This window comes from Photobacterium aphoticum (genome assembly GCF_001029435.1).
GTDB classification, from domain to species: Bacteria; Pseudomonadota; Gammaproteobacteria; order Enterobacterales; family Vibrionaceae; genus Photobacterium; species Photobacterium aphoticum.
Map to the genome: position 1 here is coordinate 14,369 of NZ_LDOV01000017.1, position 20,177 is coordinate 34,545.

General features: G+C 50.4%; 16 protein-coding genes. 11 read left to right on the plus strand and 5 right to left on the minus strand.

What is annotated here, in order from left to right; all coding sequences use genetic code 11:
• Positions 1–520 precede the first annotated feature (520 nt).
• From ABT58_RS09170 to ABT58_RS09200, 7 genes are all read left to right on the plus strand, one after another.
• On the plus strand, positions 521–2,188 hold the full coding sequence (locus ABT58_RS09170; RefSeq protein ID WP_047874103.1) for an ABC transporter substrate-binding protein: 1,668 nt from the start codon (positions 521–523) through the stop codon (positions 2,186–2,188).
• 110 nt (positions 2,189–2,298) lie between these two features.
• Entirely contained in the window at positions 2,299–3,285 is a 987-nt protein-coding gene (locus ABT58_RS09175) for an ABC transporter permease (RefSeq protein WP_047874104.1), read from the plus strand.
• Position 3,286: 1 nt separating this feature from the next.
• Positions 3,287–4,306 carry an ABC transporter permease gene (locus ABT58_RS09180; protein WP_047874105.1) on the plus strand — a complete coding sequence of 340 codons (1,020 nt, stop codon included), beginning with the start codon at positions 3,287–3,289 and terminating at the stop codon, positions 4,304–4,306.
• Complete coding sequence (locus ABT58_RS09185; protein ID WP_047874106.1) at positions 4,306–5,292, plus strand: ABC transporter ATP-binding protein; 987 nt, start codon at positions 4,306–4,308, stop codon at positions 5,290–5,292. Before ABT58_RS09180 ends, ABT58_RS09185 begins: the two co-directional genes overlap by 1 nt.
• On the plus strand, positions 5,289–6,284 hold the full coding sequence (locus tag ABT58_RS09190) for an ABC transporter ATP-binding protein (protein ID WP_047874107.1): 996 nt from the start codon (positions 5,289–5,291) through the stop codon (positions 6,282–6,284). Before ABT58_RS09185 ends, ABT58_RS09190 begins: the two co-directional genes overlap by 4 nt.
• A gap of 109 nt (positions 6,285–6,393) precedes the next feature.
• The gene (locus ABT58_RS09195; protein ID WP_229821590.1) at positions 6,394–7,785 is read left to right on the plus strand and encodes a M17 family metallopeptidase; all 1,392 of its coding nucleotides are present in this window, start codon (positions 6,394–6,396) and stop codon (positions 7,783–7,785) included.
• 117 nt (positions 7,786–7,902) lie between these two features.
• A complete protein-coding gene (locus ABT58_RS09200; protein ID WP_047874108.1) occupies positions 7,903–8,829 on the plus strand; it encodes a glycosylasparaginase in 927 nt (308 codons plus the stop codon).
• 141 nt (positions 8,830–8,970) lie between these two features.
• Here the strand turns inward: ABT58_RS09200 and bioD are convergent, their stop codons facing one another.
• Genes bioD through bioB form a run of 4 tightly spaced genes read right to left on the minus strand, consistent with a single transcriptional unit; the run spans position 8,971 to position 12,729 of the window.
• Positions 8,971–9,654: a dethiobiotin synthase gene (gene bioD, locus ABT58_RS09205; RefSeq protein ID WP_047874109.1), complete on the minus strand. Its 684-nt coding sequence runs from the start codon at positions 9,652–9,654 to the stop codon at positions 8,971–8,973.
• A complete protein-coding gene (bioC, locus tag ABT58_RS09210; RefSeq protein WP_229821592.1) occupies positions 9,647–10,519 on the minus strand; it encodes a malonyl-ACP O-methyltransferase BioC in 873 nt (290 codons plus the stop codon). The genes bioD and bioC overlap by 8 nt, the downstream gene beginning before the upstream one ends.
• Positions 10,512–11,690, minus strand: a complete 1,179-nt coding sequence (bioF, locus tag ABT58_RS09215) for an 8-amino-7-oxononanoate synthase (RefSeq protein ID WP_047874248.1) — start codon at positions 11,688–11,690, stop codon at positions 10,512–10,514. The genes bioC and bioF overlap by 8 nt, the downstream gene beginning before the upstream one ends.
• Positions 11,677–12,729: a biotin synthase BioB gene (gene bioB / locus ABT58_RS09220; RefSeq protein WP_047874110.1), complete on the minus strand. Its 1,053-nt coding sequence runs from the start codon at positions 12,727–12,729 to the stop codon at positions 11,677–11,679. The genes bioF and bioB overlap by 14 nt, the downstream gene beginning before the upstream one ends.
• Positions 12,730–12,944: 215 nt before the next feature.
• Between bioB and bioA the strand changes: the two genes are divergently transcribed.
• The 4 genes from bioA to prsR all read left to right on the plus strand — a co-directional run bounded on the left by bioA (position 12,945) and on the right by prsR (position 18,893).
• Positions 12,945–14,204 (plus strand): adenosylmethionine--8-amino-7-oxononanoate transaminase, encoded by a 1,260-nt coding sequence (gene bioA / locus ABT58_RS09225; RefSeq protein ID WP_047874249.1) that lies wholly within the window; start codon positions 12,945–12,947, stop codon positions 14,202–14,204.
• A gap of 186 nt (positions 14,205–14,390) precedes the next feature.
• The gene (locus tag ABT58_RS09230; protein ID WP_047874111.1) at positions 14,391–14,957 is read left to right on the plus strand and encodes an LON peptidase substrate-binding domain-containing protein; all 567 of its coding nucleotides are present in this window, start codon (positions 14,391–14,393) and stop codon (positions 14,955–14,957) included.
• A gap of 475 nt (positions 14,958–15,432) precedes the next feature.
• Positions 15,433–17,493 (plus strand): XrtA/PEP-CTERM system histidine kinase PrsK, encoded by a 2,061-nt coding sequence (prsK, locus tag ABT58_RS09235; RefSeq protein ID WP_053063040.1) that lies wholly within the window; start codon positions 15,433–15,435, stop codon positions 17,491–17,493.
• A 23-nt stretch (positions 17,494–17,516) separates the two neighbouring features.
• Entirely contained in the window at positions 17,517–18,893 is a 1,377-nt protein-coding gene (gene prsR / locus ABT58_RS09240; RefSeq protein WP_047874112.1) for a PEP-CTERM-box response regulator transcription factor, read from the plus strand.
• Between the two features lie 64 nt (positions 18,894–18,957).
• On the opposite strand, the gene ABT58_RS09245 is transcribed toward prsR, so the two are convergent.
• The gene (locus tag ABT58_RS09245; RefSeq protein ID WP_082211045.1) at positions 18,958–20,175 is read right to left on the minus strand and encodes an XrtA/PEP-CTERM system-associated ATPase; all 1,218 of its coding nucleotides are present in this window, start codon (positions 20,173–20,175) and stop codon (positions 18,958–18,960) included.
• Positions 20,176–20,177 lie beyond the last annotated feature (2 nt).

Below are 20,177 nucleotides of genomic sequence, written 5' to 3' on the forward strand. Positions count from 1 at the left end.
GCATGAACACACATCACACTTAATTAGCGTTCTCTATAAATACATTATTTAAGCCCGTCACACTTTATTGCGGTGGGTACAGAAGTCCAGTATAGGGGTGAATTATCCACTCCCCAATATATATTAGCCATACTAGACTGTTCCCATATTCAAAGGATGAATGTAGAAACAACATAATGGATTTACAAAGTAATATCACTGATCGGCGGCCAGCCATTAAATTAGACACACGAAATAATGATTATTTTAGTAGGTCTAAATAAATACAATAACCATAAACAACGTCACACGCTAGGACTATGCCCTATTCCATTATAGGGCATAACACATTCTATAAATTCAACGTGAAAGTCATTCGGTGATAAGCCGTTTTAAATATACGCGTTTTGTGTTTGGCTTATTTATTTTCACGCTTTTGAATTTAGGCTGAAAGTTTTTTCATTTTATCTCAGTGTTCGGTTATTCCGCATCACCGTTTTAATCACGATTTATCAAACGCATTATCAAGTAAGGAAGCCCTATGCGCTTTAATACCAAATCTTCTCGACTTGCCCTTGTGATCCTCGCTGCTTTGTCTACATCCAGTGCGATTGCAGAAGAAAGAAATCAGCTGACTATCGTTTCCGATTTCTATCCGGTGCTTATCCGTAACTTCAACCCCTACCTGTCGACTAACCTGCGTACCACCACCGACTTCATCTACGAACCACTGGTGATTTTCAACCAAATGCACGGTAACAAACCCGTCATGCGTTTGGCTAAAAACTACTACATGTCTGATGACTTAACGCAAGTGACCTATGAAATTCGTGAAGGGGTAAAATGGTCTGACGGTACACCGTTTACAGCCGCTGATGTGGTGTTCTCTTTTGACTTGATCAAAGCCAAACCTGAGCTTGACCCACGTGGTATTAACCGTTGGCTGAAAGATGTCCGCCAGGAAGGCAACAATGTCATCTTTGATCTGACTGAAGCACATTCTAACCTGCCGTATGAAATCGCTAACGTGCCTGTTGTGCCTAAACACATCTGGGAGCATGTAGAAAAACCTGAAAGTTTTGCCAACGAAAACCCGGTCGGTACGGGGCCATTTACCGACATCGACACCTTTACCCCGCAACTGTATATCCAATGTCGTAACCCGCATTACTGGGACAATGACAACCTGGAAGTGGACTGTCTGCGTGTACCGCAAATTGCCAACAACGATCAGCTGCTAAGCCGTATCATCAAGTCTGAGCTAGACTGGTCTGCCGCCTTCATTCCTGATATCGACAGCACCTATGCCGCGCGCAACCCGCACCACAAATACTGGTACCCTGCGGCCAGTACCCAAGCTTTCATGCTGAACTTCAAATCACCAAAACCGGGTAACCATGAAGCGATCACAGATGTGAACTTCCGCCGCGCGTTCTCAATGTCTATCGACCGCCAGAAGATCATCGATATCGCGTTCTACGGCAACGGTGTCGTGAATGATTACGCGTCTGGCCTAGGTAAAGTGTTTGAATTCTGGGCAGATAAAGACATCTACAATAAGTACAAAGGCTACAACACCTATAACCTTGCTGGTGCTAAGGCGTTGCTCAAAGAAGCCGGCTATAAAGACATCGATGGCGACGGTTATGTGGAAACGCCAACCGGTAAGCCAATTTTGTTGGAAGTGCAGTCTCCTAATGGCTGGACCGATTTCAACAACACCGTACAGTTGGGTGTAGAACAATTGCGTGCTGCGGGCATTAACGCCACAGCCCGTACCGCTGACTTCGCGGTATACAACAAAGCCATGGTATCCGGCACTTATGATGTGGCTTACACCAACTACTTTAACGGCGCCGATCCACACCGTTACTGGAACAGTGGTTACCATTCGCGTAACCAGAGCGGCGGCAACATGCCACGCTTTGCAATGCACTTCTTCCAAAATGCGGAGCTCGATGCTCTGCTAGATAAGTTCTACAAAACTGCCAAACTGGAAGAGCAACAAGATATCGCGCATCAAATTCAGCAAATCATTGCCGAAAACCAAGTGACGGTACCGGTCATGTCTGGGGTCGATGTTTACCAGTTTAACGAAAGTCGCTTCACTGGTTGGTGGAGTGAGAGCAATCCAAAAGGCCGTCCTTTATCTTGGGCTGGTGTTCCGGAGCGCTTATTACACGTGCTGGATCTGAAACCACGTAAATAAATGAATAGGCGGGCCTGATAGCCCGCCCTCTTTGTCATCCAATAATTTGGACAGTGTGTGACGCCTATTCACACGCTGGGGATTGATTTGCTTTTAATTAAGGAAGAGCGATGTCATTTTTTCTTCGACGGCTTATGTTCTATTTCTTAGCACTCGTATTTGCCGCCACCTTAAACTTTATTTTACCGCGTGCCATGCCCGGCGATCCGGTCACTATGATGTTCGCCAATGCGATGACTTATGTCAGCCCAGAACGCATTGAGGCGATGAAAAAGCTGCTCGGTTTTGTGGATGCTCCATTGTATGAGCAGTACTTCACCTATTTAGCCAATATCTTCAGCTGGAACTGGGGAACCTCCATTAAGTTCTACCCGATTTCAGTGAATGAATTATTAGGTAGCGCCATTGGCTGGTCCTTATTTTTAACCGGTACAGCGGTGATTTTGTCATTCTGTATTGGTTCTGTACTGGGTATCTTCGCCGCATGGCGTCGTGGCAGCTATTACGATGCCTTTATTTCTCCAAGCATGCTGGTTATTCAATCCATTCCATCAGTGGTTGTGGCAATGCTGGTGATGTTCATTTTCGCCATCGGGCTGGAATGGTTCCCTGCGGGTAACGCCTACACCTCGGGCACCACGCCTGACTGGTCAAGTTGGGCCTTCTACAAAGACGTGCTCTACCACGCCGCACTACCATTATTGTGTGCCACCCTCAGTCAGATTGGCGGGTTCCTGATCAACATGCGTAACAACATGATCAACCTGCTTAATGAAGACTTCATCACCATGGCAAAAGCCAAGGGCCTTAGCGAGAACCGTGTGGTCTTCAACTACGCTGCGCGTAACGCCATGCTGCCAAGTGTGACCGCGTTGTCGATGGCATTGGGTACCGCGATCAGTGGTCAGTTGATTGTTGAAATGATCTTCAACTACCCGGGTCTGGGTACCGTACTGCTGAACGCCATTCACGCCCGTGACTATCAGGTTCTGCAGGGCCAGCTTTTGCTGATGACCTTGTTCATGCTGTTCTTCAACTTCATGGCCGACATTCTGATCGTCTTCTTGGATCCACGTCTTCGTAAGGGAGATAAATAAGATGAAAGGCTTATTCCTCTTATTAACCCGTAACCATAAATCCCTTGCTGGTTTATGTATTCTGCTTGTCTTTGTATTCATCGCAATCTTTGCCCCGCTGCTGACCAAGCACGCACCGGATGTCGGCACAGGTAACCCGCATGAATACCCTGCCTTTGTGGTAAAAGCGGCGCAAAACAACCCGGACGGTTGGGTGGCACAGAATCTGGCGACCAACAAACGTACCTTGTACATGTCTGAAAAAGCCGATCACGTACTGGGCACTTCGCGCATGGGACGTGATATCTGGTCACAGTTTGTCTACGGCACCCGCACCTCGCTGTCGGTAGGTCTTGGCGCCGGGATCATGGTGTGTTTCCTGGCAACCTTTATTGGTGTTTCTGCCGGTTACTTCGGTGGCCGCGTGGATGAAGTGCTAACAGCGGCCATGAACATCATGCTGGTGGTTCCCCAGTTGCCGCTACTGTTCATTATTGCCGCCTTCATCGGTCAGGCCGGCCCTGCCACTATCGCGATAGTGATAGCCATCACCTCCTGGGCATGGGGGGCACGCGTGGTGCGGGCGCAAACCCTGTCGCTGCGGGAAAAAGAGTTCATCAAAGCCGCTGAACTGCTGGGTGAGTCACCTTGGCGCATTATCTCTACAGAAATTCTGCCTAACCTGATCTCCATTGTGGGCGCGAGCTTCATTGGCTGTGTATTGCTGGCCATCATGACCGAAGCCAGTTTGTCCTTCCTTGGCTTGGGCGATCCTAACGCTATCAGTTGGGGTGTGATGCTGTACAACGTACAAACCTCGTCATCCATGTTGGTTGGCGCATGGTGGGAAATCCTGACGCCATGTCTGGCGCTGACATTCATTGCCATTGGCCTGTCACTGCTGAACTTTGCGGTCGATGAAATTGCTAACCCACAATTGCGTTCACACAAAGGCATGCGTCGCTGGCAAAACGCCGCGAAACAAAACGCGGCAGCGCCAGCCACTACGCCTATCACTCAGACGCCGGGAGAGGTGAAATAATGACGACACCACAAGTCTCTATCCGCGAACTGTGCGTGGATTACATTACCGACGCGGGCGATGTCCGCGCGGTCAACAAGGTCAGCTTTGATATTGGCAAAGGTGAGATCTTTGGTCTGGCCGGTGAGTCCGGCTGTGGTAAATCCACCGTTGCCTTTTCTCTGATGCGTCTGCATAAGCCGCCTGCATTTATTACAGGTGGTGAGGTACTCTTCGATGGTCACGGTGATTTGCTGAAAAAAACCGATGCTGAAATGTCGGCATTCCGTTGGAGCGAAATGTCCATGGTGTTCCAAAGTGCCATGAACGCCTTGAACCCTGTTCTGACACTGGAAGAGCAGTTCTGCGATGTGATCATGCGCCATACAGGCTTCACGCGCCAACAGGCTATTTCCCGTGCCCAAGGGTTATTGGAGATCGTCGATATCCACCCAAGCCGCTTACGTGATTATCCGCACCAGTTCTCTGGCGGTATGCGTCAGCGTCTGGTGATCGCCATTGCACTAGCACTGAATCCGAAAATGATCATCATGGATGAGCCGACCACCGCACTGGATGTAGTGGTACAGCGCGAGATCCTGCAAAAGATCTACGCACTGAAGCAAGAGTTCGGCTTCTCGATCCTGTTCATCACCCATGACTTGTCGTTGATGGTCGAGTTCTCTGATCGCATCGGCATCATGTACTCCGGTGAACTGGTTGAAGTCGCGCCATCCCGTGAAATCCTGACCACGCCTTACCACCCGTATACCGAAGGGTTAGGCCGCTCATTCCCACCGCTGACCGGACCGAAAACCCGCTTAGCAGGGATCCCTGGCAACCCGCTGAACCTGCTGGAAATCCCACAAGGATGCCGCTTTCAGGCCCGTTGTACCAAGACGCATGATGCCTGCTTCAAACAAGCGACACAGTTGTGCGAAATCGAAACGGGCCGTTTCAGTAACTGTCACCTCTTCACCCAAACACAGCGAGCGGGGTCACGATGAGCAAACCTGTCGGTCAACCAATCATTGAAGGCAAAAACCTGATCAAAGATTTTGCCGTCAACAGCAATTCCCTGAAGAAATCGAAGATGCGCGCCATCAACGATGTCTCCTTCAAAATGTATAAAAGCCGTGGCTTAGCGGTCGTGGGTGAATCCGGATCCGGCAAATCCACCACTGCTAAGATGATCGCCAAAATGTACCCGCAAACCGCAGGGACCATTGAGTACTACGGGCGTGATATTCAGACCATCACCAAAGGTGAGGATCTGATGCAGTACCGTCGTGGTGTACAAATGGTATGGCAGGATCCGTTTGGATCGTTAAACCCGACCCACACGATCTTCCACCACATTGCGCGCCCTCTGCTGATCCACAACAAGGTCAGCAAAGGCAACCAAAAAGAGCTGGAAGAGACGGTCTACAGCCTGTTGGAACAAGTGGGATTGATCCCACCGAAAGCGACAGCGGAGAAATACCCGCACCAACTGTCCGGTGGTCAACGTCAGCGCGTTAACCTTGCCCGCAATATCGCCGTCGGGGCGGAAGTGGTCCTGGCAGATGAGCCGACCTCTATGCTGGATGTGTCCATTCGTGCCGGTGTACTGAACCTGATGGAAGAGATGAAATTCGAGCGCGAAATGGCGCTGCTTTACATCACCCACGACATCGCCACTGCCCGTTACATCGCTGAAGATCTGGCCGTGATGTACGTCGGTCACATGGTGGAATGGGGCGATACCGAAGCCATCATTCATGATCCACAGCACCCGTATACCCAGCTGTTGATTTCAGCGGTACCGGATCCGGCCAAGTCCATTCACACCCAATTGGAAGGCCACAAAGGGGAAATCCCACTGTGGACGCCAGAGAGTCTGGGTTGTCCGTTTGCGGGACGTTGTAAACACACCACGGATCGTTGCCGTCAGCAGTTACCGAATGTGACCCAGTTATCTGAGAACCATTTTGTCCGTTGTTATTTGTACGAGCAGTAACGTGTGCCGTTTCAGCCGCACACGCACGGCATCCGTAATAGCGGCTGCAAAACGGCAGCTGCAACAAATAAATATGTAAGCAATACGAAATAAGAGAAAAGGAACGCTCATGCACTCCATGCAACAGTTCGATTTTGTCCGTGGCGATGACACCATTTACACCGCCACAAAAACGATTTTTCTGACCCAAGGCACAAACGACAAGATCGATATTGATCGTGACAGTCTGGATTTTGATGGCGAGATCAGCCCACGCACCTACACCGTGGCAGATATTCAAGACATCGGCTTTTTGATCGCCAAGACCTTCAAAACCGCCTCGACGCTGAGCGTAATGATCGACGAACACACCGCTGCCCTGTTTGAACGTGATGTTTGGGTGAAGTGGCTCGCCTTTGGTTTGGCACTGTCGACTTACCGCTATCAGCACACCACCAGCGCGCAGCTACTGCCAGAAATTGCGCCTTTCCGTTTAGCGACAGCCTGCAAAACGCTAATCACCGCATTTGATGCAGGACAAACGCTGGCCTATAGCCAATTGATTTCTCGCGAGCTGATGAACAAGCCGGGCAATGTGTTGTATCCCGCCTCATTTGTAGACGCCGTAGAAGGCTTGGCAATGCACGACGTTGCCCTCTCCTACTTAGGCGATGATGAAATGCTGGCACAAGGTTTTGGCGGCCTGATGGGCATTGCCCAAGGCAGTGACCGTGAAGCCCGCTTACTGTGCTTGGATTACCACCCAGCAAACGCCACCACCACCATCGCATTAGTGGGTAAAGGGGTGACCTTTGACTCCGGCGGTATCAGCATTAAGCAACCACGTTACATGAGCACCATGAAGGTGGACATGGGTGGTGCAGCAGCGGTCGTCGGCGCCCTGCATGCCGTTGCCAACCTGAAATTACCTGTCCGTGTTATTGGCCTGTGTGGCTTGGTGGAAAACATGCCTTCCGGCAAGGCGGTGAAACCGGGTGACGTGGTCACCATGTTGTCAAAAACCAACGTGGAAATCATCACCACGGATGCAGAAGGCCGCATGGTTTTGGCTGACGTCCTGCACTACGCCCAACAAACTTACCAGCCGGATTACCTGATTGATATCGCCACCCTGACGGGCAGTACTGGCATTGCGCTGGGTAAGGCCTATGCGTCATTGATGGGTAACAACGATGCCTTCATGCAACTGGCACAACAGGCAGGTAATCAGTGCGCAGAAGCCTTATGGCCGATGCCATCTAACCATGCCCTGTTCCAATCGGCACTAAAGAGTGATTTTGCCGATTTACGCCACGGCAGCGAAGAGCCTGATGGCAGCCCATGCGTGGCGGCAACCTTCTTGCAGCACTTTGTCGCCCCTGAACAAAAGTGGATCCACATTGATTCTGCGTCGATGTCGTTGGGCATGACGCACCGTCATATTCACCCACAAGCGGCCAGTGGATTTGGTGCCCTGCTACTGACGCACATCTGTCAGCAGTTAGCACAGCGCGGCGAGTAATGACTGACAGTAAACACAAACCGTAATCACAAACAATGTAAGTGCTTGGAGAGCCAAGCACTTATGAGATTTTTACAAAACGTTTTGCAATAAAACATGAATAACAAGGTAAATACGATGATCCTGCTTGCTAACTCTGAAGCTTACCCGGGTATTGAAGAATCAGCACGTCGCCTACAGGCGGGTGAAAACGGCCTGCGCGCCCTGATTGAAGGCATTAAATTGGTAGAGCTTGATCCGCGTGTCCGCACAGTGGGTTACGGCGGTTGGCCAAATGTACTGGGTGAAATGGAACTGGATGCCTCTGTGATGGACGGCGATACCCTGCGTACCGGTGCCGTCGGTGCACTGAAAGGCTACATGCACCCGGTTGAAGTGGCGTATGACGTCATGAAGAAACTGAACCATGAAATCTTAGTGGGTGAAGGCGCGGCAATTTTCGCCAATGAAATGGGCGCCGTGGCGGGTGATAACCTGATTGAAGACTCCAAAACCGTGTGGTGGGACAAACTGGCTGAGGCCATGACGCCGGAGCAACAAGCGGCTTTCCCGAACGTGCCGCTGGCACCACTGTCTAACAACGCCACCGATCCTGAGCGCGTGCGTGATACAACGGTTTTCTTGTCTTCTGACAGCCAAGAGAGCATCAGTGCTGCAACCTCCACGTCAGGTTGGGCATGGAAATACCCAGGCCGTTTAGGTGACAGCCCAATCATCGGCGCGGGCTCTTACGCTGACAGCCGTTACGGTGCGTGTGCGTGTACGCATACTGGCGAGATGAGCATTCGCTGTTCAACAGCACACGCTGTGGTGCTGTACATGAAGATGGGGATGTCGCTGGATGAGGCGGTATATGAAGCAATCAACGATCTGCAATACCTGAAAGACGGCTACACCGAAGGGGTGACCATTCACGCGATTGACAACAAGGGCAATCACAAAGTCGTGAGCCTCAACTGTCCGGGTAACATCACGTACTGGTTCTGGGAATCAGGCATGGACAAGCCAGAAGAACGTCAAGCCGAAGTGATCATGACCAAGTAAGGGAATCCCCCTTTTTGGCTATCACAAAAACAAAAGGGGCGAATGATTCGCCCCTTTTTGATGTTCTTATTCAAGCGCTTTTACCAGAACTTATCCAAGAATTTGTAAACGTTCAGGTAAGGCTCTTGCTCTGTCGGCCCGTTACAACAAACCCAGCGGGGACAAATCAATAAACTGGCCAAGATCGCGCTTTTTGATCCCCGGCATGTAAGGAATTTCGCCCAGTTTTTGGCCCGGCAGGTTATCTTCCAACATACGGATAATTTCCGCATAGTTTTCGGTACCTGGATTGACACGGTTTGCGACCCAACCCACCACTTCCAGCCCATCATGACCAATGGCTTCAGCAGTCAAAATCGCATGGCTCAAACAACCCAGCTTCACGCCCACCACCAAAATCACCGGCAGTTTTTCGCGCTTCACCCACGTGGACAGAAAATCGTTACGGGTCACAGGTACACGCCAACCGCCAGCACCTTCCACCAATACTGCTTCCGATTTGGCTTTCAAGTGCGCCAACCCTTGTGACAACACATCAAAGTCGATAACACGGTTTTCTTGCTCCGCCGCCAAATGTGGCGAAACAGGCGCTTCAAACGCGTAAGGGTTCACTTCGTCGTACGTCAGATCCACCGGTGCGGCATCCTGAATGTACAGAGCATCCGAATTGCGCATCCCTTCTGCTGTCATGGCGCTGCCAGAAGCAACTGGCTTATAACCCGCCATCTTGATATTCGCGCTGGCCGCTGCATGAAGAATGGCGCGAGAGGCAACCGTTTTACCCACTTCGGTATCGGTCCCTGTGACAAAGAAAGCGTTAGTCATTAATAATTACTCCAAAACAGACTTGGTAAGTGGCTGGCAGTTGATGGTTCTCGTTACGATACGCCTCATAAGCGTTTTCCAAAGCCAATAGTGTTTTTCTACCGGCCAAGCCTGCTTTACGCCCCTGGTGCAGATGTGTCGCTCCTATGCCTTTCAGATCTTTCATGAGTTCAACTGCCGCGTTGTAATACATGGTGATCGGCAGAAATTCTAGGTGACTGGTTTGGCACCCCGCTTGCGCCAGCGCAAGTTTTATGGTCTTTTGCGAAAGAAAATCGTTCACATGTTGATATTGATCAACCTGCTGCCAGGCCTGTACCAATTCCTGCAGAGATCCTTCTGCCAGCGTACTGAACACAATACGCCCCCCAGGTTTCACCACTCGACGCAGTTCACGCAAGGGTACCGATAAGTCATCACACCACTGTAAAGCCAAGCTGCTAAATGCCACATCAAACTGATCATCAGCCAACGGCAAGTGCTCCACATCCGCTAAAAGGTACGACACGCGATCACCACACCGCTGCGCAGCCTGTTCAAGCATCGGGGCAGATAAATCCGCCGCACACACCTCAAATCCGCGCTCAGCCAGTTGTGCACTGAAATACCCCGTCCCGCAACCTACATCGAGCACCTTACTCCCTGCCGCGTGTAACGGTGGCAAGTAACTGAGTAAGTGATGGCCGACCTGACGCTGAAACGCAGCCGCTTGATCGTATTTTTTGGCCGCTTTACCGAAAGCGTCCGCAATGGCTTGTTTGTCTGCCCCTGCTCTGTTTGCCGCGCTTTCTGCAACATCCAATACCGCTATACTGGCATTCGGTAACGCAGTCGCGTGCGGTGCCATCATCCTGTTGTCATTCACGATAAAATACCTCATTGATCGCGACGGCTAACTGCTTCACATCGTCAGGTTGATGCGCGGCCGTCAGGGTGATCCGCAAACGTGCGGTATGTTGGGGCACTGTCGGTGGCCGAATGGCACTGACCCAAAAGCCCTGCTCACGGAGCGCATCGGCATAAGACAGGGCGCGCTGGCTCTCTCCCAACACTAACGGTTTAATTGGCGTGGTGGTGTCGACCAGTGGAATGGCGGGATCCAAGGTGTCCTTTAACAATCCTCCCAGATCACGCAAAACTTCGCGGCGCCACTCCTCTTGCTGAATGAGTCGACAAGCACGGGACAACGCATACGCCTGCGCCGGGGGCATGGCTGTGGAATAAATATAATGACGGGCAAATTGGATTAAGTATTCCGCAATGGCGTGATCACACAGTATCGCCGCACCTTGCAACCCAAAGGCTTTACCAAAGGTCACGATCAGAATATCCGGCTTGATGCCTGCCGCCGCACAACTGCCCCGTCCTTGTTCACCCAGTACACCACAGCCATGGGCATCATCGACGGCCAACAGGGCTTGCGGCATGGCAACACGGTGTAATTCCGCTAACGGGGCAACATCCCCATCCATACTGAACACCCCCTCTGTCACCACCAAGGTATTGGGTTTCGCATCCGAGTCACTGTCCATTCGGCGGGAGGCTTGGGCCAGTAAACGGGCTAATGCTGTGGGATTATTGTGTGCGAAACGACGCATGGTCGCCTCGCTGAGCATACCCGCTTCCATCAAGGATGCATGATTCAGTTTGTCTTGCAGCAGTACATCGCCTTTTTCCAGCAACGTAAACAGCAAAGCCTGATTGGCACTGAAACCACTGTTGAACAATAAAGCCCGATCAAACCCTAACCAATCGGCCAACTGGGCTTCCAACTCCAAATGCGGGGCATGATACCCCGTCACCAGTGGTGAGGCTCCACTGCCCGCCCCATAGCGGCTGAGGCCTTCCTGCCAGGCCGTGATCAACGCCGGCGATTGCGCCAATCCCAGATAATCATTACTGGAAAAGTTCACATAAGGCTGCTGGCGTGCCACGCGTCCGTTATCCAGACGCGACAACGGTGAACGCTGGCGATACAAACCTTGCTCGGTGCGTGCCGCTAACGCATGGTGAATACGGGTGTTAAAGGGACGCATCATAGAACAGATCGTCTTTGGTCGGACGCGCCGCAACACGTTGTGCCACCTGCCCCAACAATTCCTGCGCTTGCACTTCATCCGGCTTCGCCGCTTGCTCTTCGCGGTTAATCCCTAATTTGGCAAACAACTGCATGTCTTTGTCTTCACCCGGGTTGGGTGTGGTCAGCAGTTTACAGCCGTAAAACACCGAGTTCGCCCCTGCCATGAAGCACAAGGCCTGCATCTGCTCATTCATGTCTTCACGACCCGCCGACAAGCGCACTGCCGATTGCGGCATGATGATACGGGCCACTGCAATGATGCGAATAAAATCAAACGGGTCGACATCATCCACCGCTTCCAATGGCGTGCCCTTCACTTTCACCAGCATATTAATCGGCACACTTTCCGGATGGGTCGGCAGGTTCGCCAGCTCCACCAGCAGGCCAGCGCGGTCACGGGCACTTTCGCCCATGCCGATAATGCCACCTGAACAAATCTTCATGCCGGCATCACGCACATGACTCAGTGTGTCTAATCGATCTTGGTAGGTACGGGTCGTGATGATATTGCCGTAGAACTCCGGCGAGGTATCGAGGTTGTGGTTGTAGTAATCAAGGCCGGCGGCGGCCAGCTCGTTGGCTTGCTCGCCGGTGATCATGCCCAGCGTCATGCACGTTTCCAGCCCCATTGATTTCACGCCTTTGACCATTTCAAGCAAATAAGGCATGTCACGTTCCTTCGGGTTTTTCCATGCAGCGCCCATACAAAAACGGGTCGCACCAGACGTCTTAGCTTTTTCAGCGGCATCCAATACACGCTCGACTTCCAGTAAACGCTCACGCTCTACATCAGTACGGTAATGGGCACTTTGCGGGCAATATTTGCAATCTTCCGGACAGGCACCGGTTTTAATCGACAGTAAGGTGCTCACTTGCACATGGTTCGGCTGGTGGTACTGGCGATGCACTTGCTGCGCCTGAAACACCAAATCCATGAACGGTTTTTCAAATAGGGCTTGTACTTCCTTGACGGTCCAGTCGTGACGAACTTCCACGTGTAATATCCTCTTTATATTTTTTGTTGTCCTCGCTCACCGGTCAGGATGGGGAGGCGTTCTTCTCGCCATCCCAAACAAGCCAAAAGCGTAATATCTGATTTCAGTGACTTGGCTAGTCTACTTTGAGTGAGTAAACTGTCAACCACCAACAAGGAGCGAGGTTTACACTTGTGCAAAATTTAACCGAACCACTCAGTCATAATAAAACCACTATCGATCTTGAATTTGACCAGCAGCATGTCTGGCATCCCTACACATCCACCTTGCACCCATTGCGTTGCTATCCCGTGACACAGGCCTCTGGCGTACATTTACAACTGGAAGACGGCCGACAACTGGTTGATGGCATGTCATCGTGGTGGTCTGCGATTCACGGTTATAACCACCCCACCTTGAATGAAGCGGCCAAAGCACAAATCGATAAAATGTCGCACGTGATGTTTGGTGGCATCACTCACCAGCCTGCAGTGGAGCTGTGTCGCAAATTGGTCAATATGACCCCCGACCCGCTACAGCATGTGTTTCTGGCGGATTCCGGCTCTGTGGCAGTGGAAGTAGCATTGAAAATGGCGCTGCAGTATTGGCACGCCAAAGGGGAAAAGCGCCCGAAGTTTTTGACCGTCAAGCATGGTTATCACGGCGATACGTTTGCCGCGATGTCGGTGACCGATCCGAACAACTCCATGCACAGTCTGTATAAGGGCTTTTTACCAGAGCACATTTTTGCCGAGTCACCACGTTGTGGTTTCTTTGATGAATGGGATGATGCCGATACCACCGACTTTGAGCAGAAATTGAAGGCGCACAGCCAAGACATTGCAGCGGTGATCATTGAGCCGATTGTGCAAGGGGCCGGTGGCATGCGTATTTACCATCCACAGTTCCTCAAACGCGTGCGTGAGCTGTGTGATCACCACGGTATTTTGCTGATTGCCGATGAAATTGCGACCGGCTTTGGACGGACGGGCAAATTATTTGCCTGTGAACACGCCAATATCAGCCCTGATATTATGTGTCTCGGAAAAGCACTGACTGGTGGATATATGACACTCTCTGCCACATTAGCGACGCGTCATGTCGCAAATACGGTATGTGGCGGTGATGCAGGATGCTTCATGCATGGCCCAACGTTTATGGGCAATCCTCTGGCCTGTGCAGTCGCCAATGCCAGCCTAGACATATTGCTGCAAAACCAATGGCAAGAGCAGGTGAAACGCATTGAAAATCAACTGGCTGACAGCTTACCCGCGCTGGAGAAACTCGACAAAGTGAAAGCGGTACGTTGGCTGGGCGCGATCGGTGTTGTAGAGCTGCATGAGCCGGTTCAGATGGAAAGTATTCAGCAGACATTTGTCGACAACGGTGTCTGGATTCGCCCTTTTGGCACACTTGTATACATAATGCCGCCTTTTATCATTAATCAACAAGAACTTAGCCAACTCACTTCTGCCATCCACATTGCATTGCGTTAGTATCGAAAAGCAGACAACATCCTTATGTTGTCTGCTTATACTTTTTCTGAACGTTATAGGCACTTCTCTTTTCGACGCAACGTATAACTACGTACAAATCTACGTACAAAATACGTATGAATCTGCGTATCAACCTAAGAGATGTGTCACTCACTCATAATCAATAACGTCAGTAAGGCTAGAACTATGCAATTACCATTATTCCCACTCGAGATCTATGTATTACCCGGCGGGATCAGCAAGCTGAGGATCTTTGAACCGCGTTACACCCGGTTGGTCAAACTGGCCATGGCTGCCAGCGAAGGGTTTGGCGTGTGCATGAAAGATGGCGACACCCTGTGCCACTTTGGTACGCGCGTTATCATTACCGACTTTGAACAGCTCCCTGATGGCTTACTGGGGATCACCGTCAAAGGGGTAGAAAAATTCCTGATCAACAAACACTGGAAAGAAGAAGATGGACTGCGGTTTGGCGATGTCACGCCCATGTCAAACTGGACGCCGGCAGAAATCAAATTCGTTGACCGCGATATATCCAACAGCCTCAAAGCCCTGTTTGAGGAGTACCCAGAACATGCCGCGCAATATCCTATCCCGGATTACAACGACATGACATGGGTCTGTCAGCGCTGGCTGGAATTACTTCCCCTAGAAACCAATCAAAAACAATGGTTCATGAGCCGAAGTGATCATCGCGCCGCCCTGTCTTTCTTACACAATGTCATTGATGAACAACTAAATAAAGACCTATAGCTCGCTGCCGTGATCATGTCTGTGGATGTTATGTTTAACAAAGGCATGATTTCATCTCAACACTCTCTGCTGCCGTCATCACTGTATTCTAATCAATACGGCATTGCCTTGTTTCATCATCAACTATAGTTAACGCATCAGGAAGAATATCACTCAACGGAATTCACCCACTACACGTTGAGGAAGCTATAATGCGAAAACTGTTATTAATCCTCTCTTTAAACTGTCTGCCTTTGTGTGTCTATCTGGCGACCGGTTTTCAACCCTCTCACTTACCTGAAGCCTACCGCAAAGCCATCCTCCAAGCTCTCGGGGGGCAACCTGTCTGCCTGAATCACACACCTCCCCCTATCAATACAATGTGGCTGAGCCGGCCATTACCAGACTCCCGCACGACTGACATAAAGGAAATCATCTAGATATAAAGGAAATCGTCTAGGCTTATAGACAGGGACGTAACGATAAGGATAGCAGCATGGAGCATCTGCTTGGGCCGGCAGGATACGCAATGGCCGCTCTTGGTTTTGCGCTCATTTTTTTACTGATCCTCGCCACCAAACGCAAAAGGCACTTACAAAAACGCCTGCTGCAGGGGCTGTGCTTGCTGGGCATGATGTGGTGTGGCATTGCTGCCTGGCAACAACTCTATGCGCTCTCTCGTCTGCCGCCGTTGTTGGCAGAAAGTCTGTTTAACTTATGCCTGATTGTCCTCATCATGTCTTCACTGACTGACAGCAAGCGACTATCTGACACGCTAAAACAACGCAGCAACCGTTGGTTTTGCCTTTTCATTGCCGTCTCAGCCAGTCTGGAAATATTCCGGCTGATGGTGCCGGTGCTGCATCAGAAAGTGTATTTCTTTTTGCACTTAGGCCAAGCCATTATTGGCCTCTGGTTCATTGAAAAGATTTATCGCAGCAGTCAACAGGCGGCTCGTCACGCCATCAAACCACTCAGTTTGGGGCTTGGCTTGATCTTCGGTTACAACTTTGCCCTGTACGCCGACGCGGTACTGACCAACGCCCTGACCGCCGCCTTTTGGCAAGGACGCGGCTGGGTGATCACCATGGCCATTCCCTTTTTACTGCTTGCCATTAAGCGGCTTAATCAGTGGGAAAGCCGCATTTATGTGTCGCGTGACGTGGTCTATCACAGCACCCTCATCATGGCGGCAAGCGCGTATTTAATGGCGATGGCATCGGTGAGTTATCTGATCAAAGTGGCCGGCTTTCACTGGACAGACACCGCGCAAACCCTGTTTTTTGCCTTAGGGAGCGTGGTACTCGCGAGCTTGTTTTTATCTGAGTCGCTGCGTCAGCAACTCAAAGTTTTTATTACCAAACACTTCTTTGCGAATAAATACGAATACCGTCAGGAATGGATGCAGTTTTGTGCGGCCTTAGAACAACCCGACCGCTCACCGTATGACAAAGCACTGGCCGCAGCAATGCGCCCCTTTGGGTGCGAGTACGGCGTATTAGTCGTGAAAAAACAAGGGCACTTACGCCCCATTGCCAGCCTCAATTGCTCACTCAAACACCCGGACATCATGCCCACCTTGCAAGCAATAGGCGACCCCGTCATTGAGTATCAATGGATAACCGAACTGAATCACCTTAGCCGAGGATTAGATGCGCCGCCATTTGCCATCCCCCATGCAGATCTGATATTTCCCAATCACTTTTCGCTGCTAATCCCCTTTGACTCGTCCAGTCAGTACCAAGGATTACTGTTGCTGTCACAACCGACCACCAGCGACAGCATCAATTGGGAAGATCGCGATTTAATGCGTGCCATCAGCCAACAACTAGGCGTCTATCTGGCGATGTACGAAGCCCATCAGCAGCTCTCCGAAAGCCAGCAGTTTGACACCTTCAACCGCATGTCTTCCTTTCTGGTGCACGACCTTAAAAACGTGACCGCCCAGTTACAATTACTCAGCCGCAACGCTGAACAACACAAGCACAACCCAGCTTTCATTGACGATGCGTTTGAAACCATTGATCACGCCATTGAGCGGTTGAATAAAATGAGTGCCCAACTACGGAAAAAGCAAATTGATGTAGAGCCCAGTCAGGCCTTTGAACTGGTTGAGGTGCTAAACGCTGTCTGCCAAACCCGCAGTGTCCAGCAACCGATGCCACAACTGCTGCTCCCAGAATCCTTCACGTCGTTCACCTTGTACGCCAGCAAAGAGCGATTCAAAAATATCCTTTGCCATCTGGTGCAAAATGCTCAGGATGCCACCCCTGCAGATGGTCGAGTGACCCTGCAACTGGCTGTCACTGACGAGCAGGCCATGATCACCATTAGCGACAGTGGCCACGGCATGAGTGATGCTTTTATTCGAGAGCGCCTGTTTAAACCGTTTGATACCACCAAAGGCAATGCAGGTATGGGCATAGGTGCGTACGACGCAAAAACCATGATTGAGCAATTAGGCGGCCAAATAGAGGTGCAATCGGTTCCCGGGCAAGGGACGCAATTTCACCTGGAAATCCCACTAAGCAAAAAAGCAGCCACTATACTCAAATAAACACCACAAAAAAGAGACAATGCATGGACACACTTCTCGTTATTGAAGACGATCTGGGTATTCAAAAACAGCTAAAATGGAGCCTTGCAGATTATCACGTCATTTTTGCGGACAACCGACAAGATGCCATCAATGCGCTTCGTCGCCATGAGCCTCAGGTCGTCACGTTGGATTTAGGCCTGCCGCCCGATCCCACCAATGCCTCTGAAGGATTACAAACACTGCAAGACATTATGGCATTAGCGCCCAGCACCAAAGTCATCGTAATCACGGGCAATGATGACAAAGACAACGCCCTCACCTCCATCGCGCTAGGCGCCCATGATTTTTACCAAAAGCCTATTGATAGCGACATTTTAAAGGTGATCATTGAACGCGCCTTTATTGTCACCAAGCTAGAACAAGAAAATATCCAACTGCGCCAGTCGTCAATGGATAACCACGGCTTTATTGGTAACTGCCCAAAAATCCAGCATGTTTGCCGCATGGTCGAGCGCATCGCTGCCACCGAAATCTCCACGCTAATCCTTGGGGAAAGCGGCACCGGTAAAGAAGTATTGGCTCGGGCCATTCACAATCAAAGCCCACGCTGCCATGAACCCTTTATTGCGATTAACTGCGCCTCTATTCCGGAGCACCTGCTAGAAAGTGAATTATTTGGCTTTGAAAAAGGGGCGTTTACTGGCGCCCATAAAACCACCGTCGGTAAAATTGAAATCGCCAATGGCGGGACGCTGTTTCTGGATGAAATCGGGGATATGCCCTATACCCTGCAAGCTAAAATTCTGCGTTTCTTGCAAGAGAAGGTCATTGAACGGGTCGGAGGACGCACCGAAATTCCGGTGGACGTCAAAATTGTTTGTGCCACACACCAAAACCTGCAACAAATGATGGCTGAGAAAACGTTCCGGGAAGATTTGTTTTTCCGCATCAGTGAAATCACCATTGAAAATCCTCCTCTGCGCGAACGGGGCAGTGATATCATCTTGTTAGCCAAATATTTTTTACATCTCGCCAATCAACAAACTCATCGTAAGATCAACGGGTTCACTGACGATGCGCTGCATGCTTTATGTCATCATCATTGGCCCGGTAATATTCGTGAGCTGCAAAATAAAATTAAATCTGCCGCGATCATGGCAGATGGCAAAATGATTTCTGAGCTGGATTTGGCATTGATGCCGGTTGATCCACAAAACACCGAGAAACTCGCTTTGAATCTGCGTCAGGTACGTGAAGCGGCAGAAAAACAGGCGATCAAACAGGCATTAGCATTAAGCAATCACACCATCTCCCAAGCTGCCAATCTGCTTGGGATCACCCGCCCCACGTTGTATTCACTCATGGAGAAATATGCCATGATGGATGAGCACAAAGCACAAAATGAAAGCAGCCTATAAATGGCTGCTTTCTCCTTTTTACCTCATCGGCCTCATCAAATTGACTCGCGCTCAAATCGTCGGGTTAGCTGCTGTCTTTCATCAGCTGTTTAAACCAATGCTTGTCCTTCAGCGAGCTGTCATTGTCGGTGCACAGGGCTTCATTATCATCCCCCAAAATAGATTCATCTTCCGCCAATGCCCCGCTGTTCTCCATGTCATGGTGATGGTGCGTGGACATCGATTCAGACTGCACCGTCGCCTGATATAAACGACGTTTCTTAATGATCTGGGTATCCAAATAGCGAATGGTCGCGATTTTTCGCTCAATCACTTTATCCAGCACCTCTGTCACATTGTCTAACGTATTCAAAAGCTTCTCAGCCTCTTGATCGGACCATGTTCGCTGAGGCAGGAAACGCGCCGCGCCTTCATCACTGCCTATCGCATTCTCCCGGTTCACCGCCCCCATAGATGATGAGGATAAGGCACCGGAAAACTCTTCGCCCATTTCAGCCAGCACCTGCGAAATGGCGTCTTCATCCACCTCTTCCATCTCTTCCAGAAACGCAAAGAGCAAGACCCGATCCATGAGGATATTTATCTTTCGTGGGATCCCCGCAGTCTGTTCACAAATCATCGAAAAGATCGCCTCATTCAGCACCGGCTTCCCTTCCCAACCGACTTGCTGCAAACGATGTTCGATGTATTCCTGTGTCTGCTCACAATCAAAAGACTGCAAGTGACAAGAGGCGATCACCCGCTGTCGAAACTGCTCCATATCAGGACGAGCAATAATGGCTTTCAGCTCTTCCTGCCCCAATAAAAAGCTTTGTAATAACGGTTTATCATCTTGCTGAAAGTTTGACAGCATTCGGAGCTCTTCAACGGTTTCCGGCGGCAGATTTTGCGCTTCATCCACCAACAGCAACACTTGCAGCCCTTTGGCATGCAACGACAAGAAACATTGCTCCAACCGCTTCAAAATATCCGCTTTACTCAAGCCCTCTACCGGAATATCAAATTTTGCCGCCACCAGACGCACTAACTCATCCGGGCTTAAACAGGTCGTTGCGATTTGTACTGCTACAACGGAATCGTCCAGATTGGCTAGTAAATGCCGTGCAATCATGGTCTTTCCTGAGCCAATCGGGCCAGTCACCACAATAAAGCCTTCTCCCGATGACAAACCATATTGCAAGTAAGAGGCCGCTTTCTCATGATGCGGGCTGGCAAAGAAAAAACGGGGATCAGGACTTAGCCTGAAAGGTTTATCTGTAAATCCAAAATACGCTTCATACATGA

Excerpts from the sequence above, each read along its gene's own strand:
- bioF (WP_047874248.1), bottom strand. The coding sequence starts at position 11,690 with ATGCGTCCCTTTAACACCCGTATTCACCATGCGTTAGCGGCACGCACC.
- bioD (WP_047874109.1), bottom strand. The coding sequence starts at position 9,654 with ATGACTAACGCTTTCTTTGTCACAGGGACCGATACCGAAGTGGGTAAA.
- prsK (WP_053063040.1), top strand. The coding sequence starts at position 15,433 with ATGGAGCATCTGCTTGGGCCGGCAGGATACGCAATGGCCGCTCTTGGT.
- ABT58_RS09170 (WP_047874103.1), top strand. The coding sequence starts at position 521 with ATGCGCTTTAATACCAAATCTTCTCGACTTGCCCTTGTGATCCTCGCT.
- ABT58_RS09195 (WP_229821590.1), top strand. The coding sequence starts at position 6,394 with ATGCACTCCATGCAACAGTTCGATTTTGTCCGTGGCGATGACACCATT.
- ABT58_RS09175 (WP_047874104.1), top strand. The coding sequence starts at position 2,299 with ATGTCATTTTTTCTTCGACGGCTTATGTTCTATTTCTTAGCACTCGTA.
- ABT58_RS09200 (WP_047874108.1), top strand. The coding sequence starts at position 7,903 with ATGATCCTGCTTGCTAACTCTGAAGCTTACCCGGGTATTGAAGAATCA.
- prsR (WP_047874112.1), top strand. The coding sequence starts at position 17,517 with ATGGACACACTTCTCGTTATTGAAGACGATCTGGGTATTCAAAAACAG.
- ABT58_RS09230 (WP_047874111.1), top strand. The coding sequence starts at position 14,391 with ATGCAATTACCATTATTCCCACTCGAGATCTATGTATTACCCGGCGGG.
- ABT58_RS09180 (WP_047874105.1), top strand. The coding sequence starts at position 3,287 with ATGAAAGGCTTATTCCTCTTATTAACCCGTAACCATAAATCCCTTGCT.
- ABT58_RS09190 (WP_047874107.1), top strand. The coding sequence starts at position 5,289 with ATGAGCAAACCTGTCGGTCAACCAATCATTGAAGGCAAAAACCTGATC.
- ABT58_RS09185 (WP_047874106.1), top strand. The coding sequence starts at position 4,306 with ATGACGACACCACAAGTCTCTATCCGCGAACTGTGCGTGGATTACATT.
- ABT58_RS09245 (WP_082211045.1), bottom strand. The coding sequence starts at position 20,175 with ATGTATGAAGCGTATTTTGGATTTACAGATAAACCTTTCAGGCTAAGT.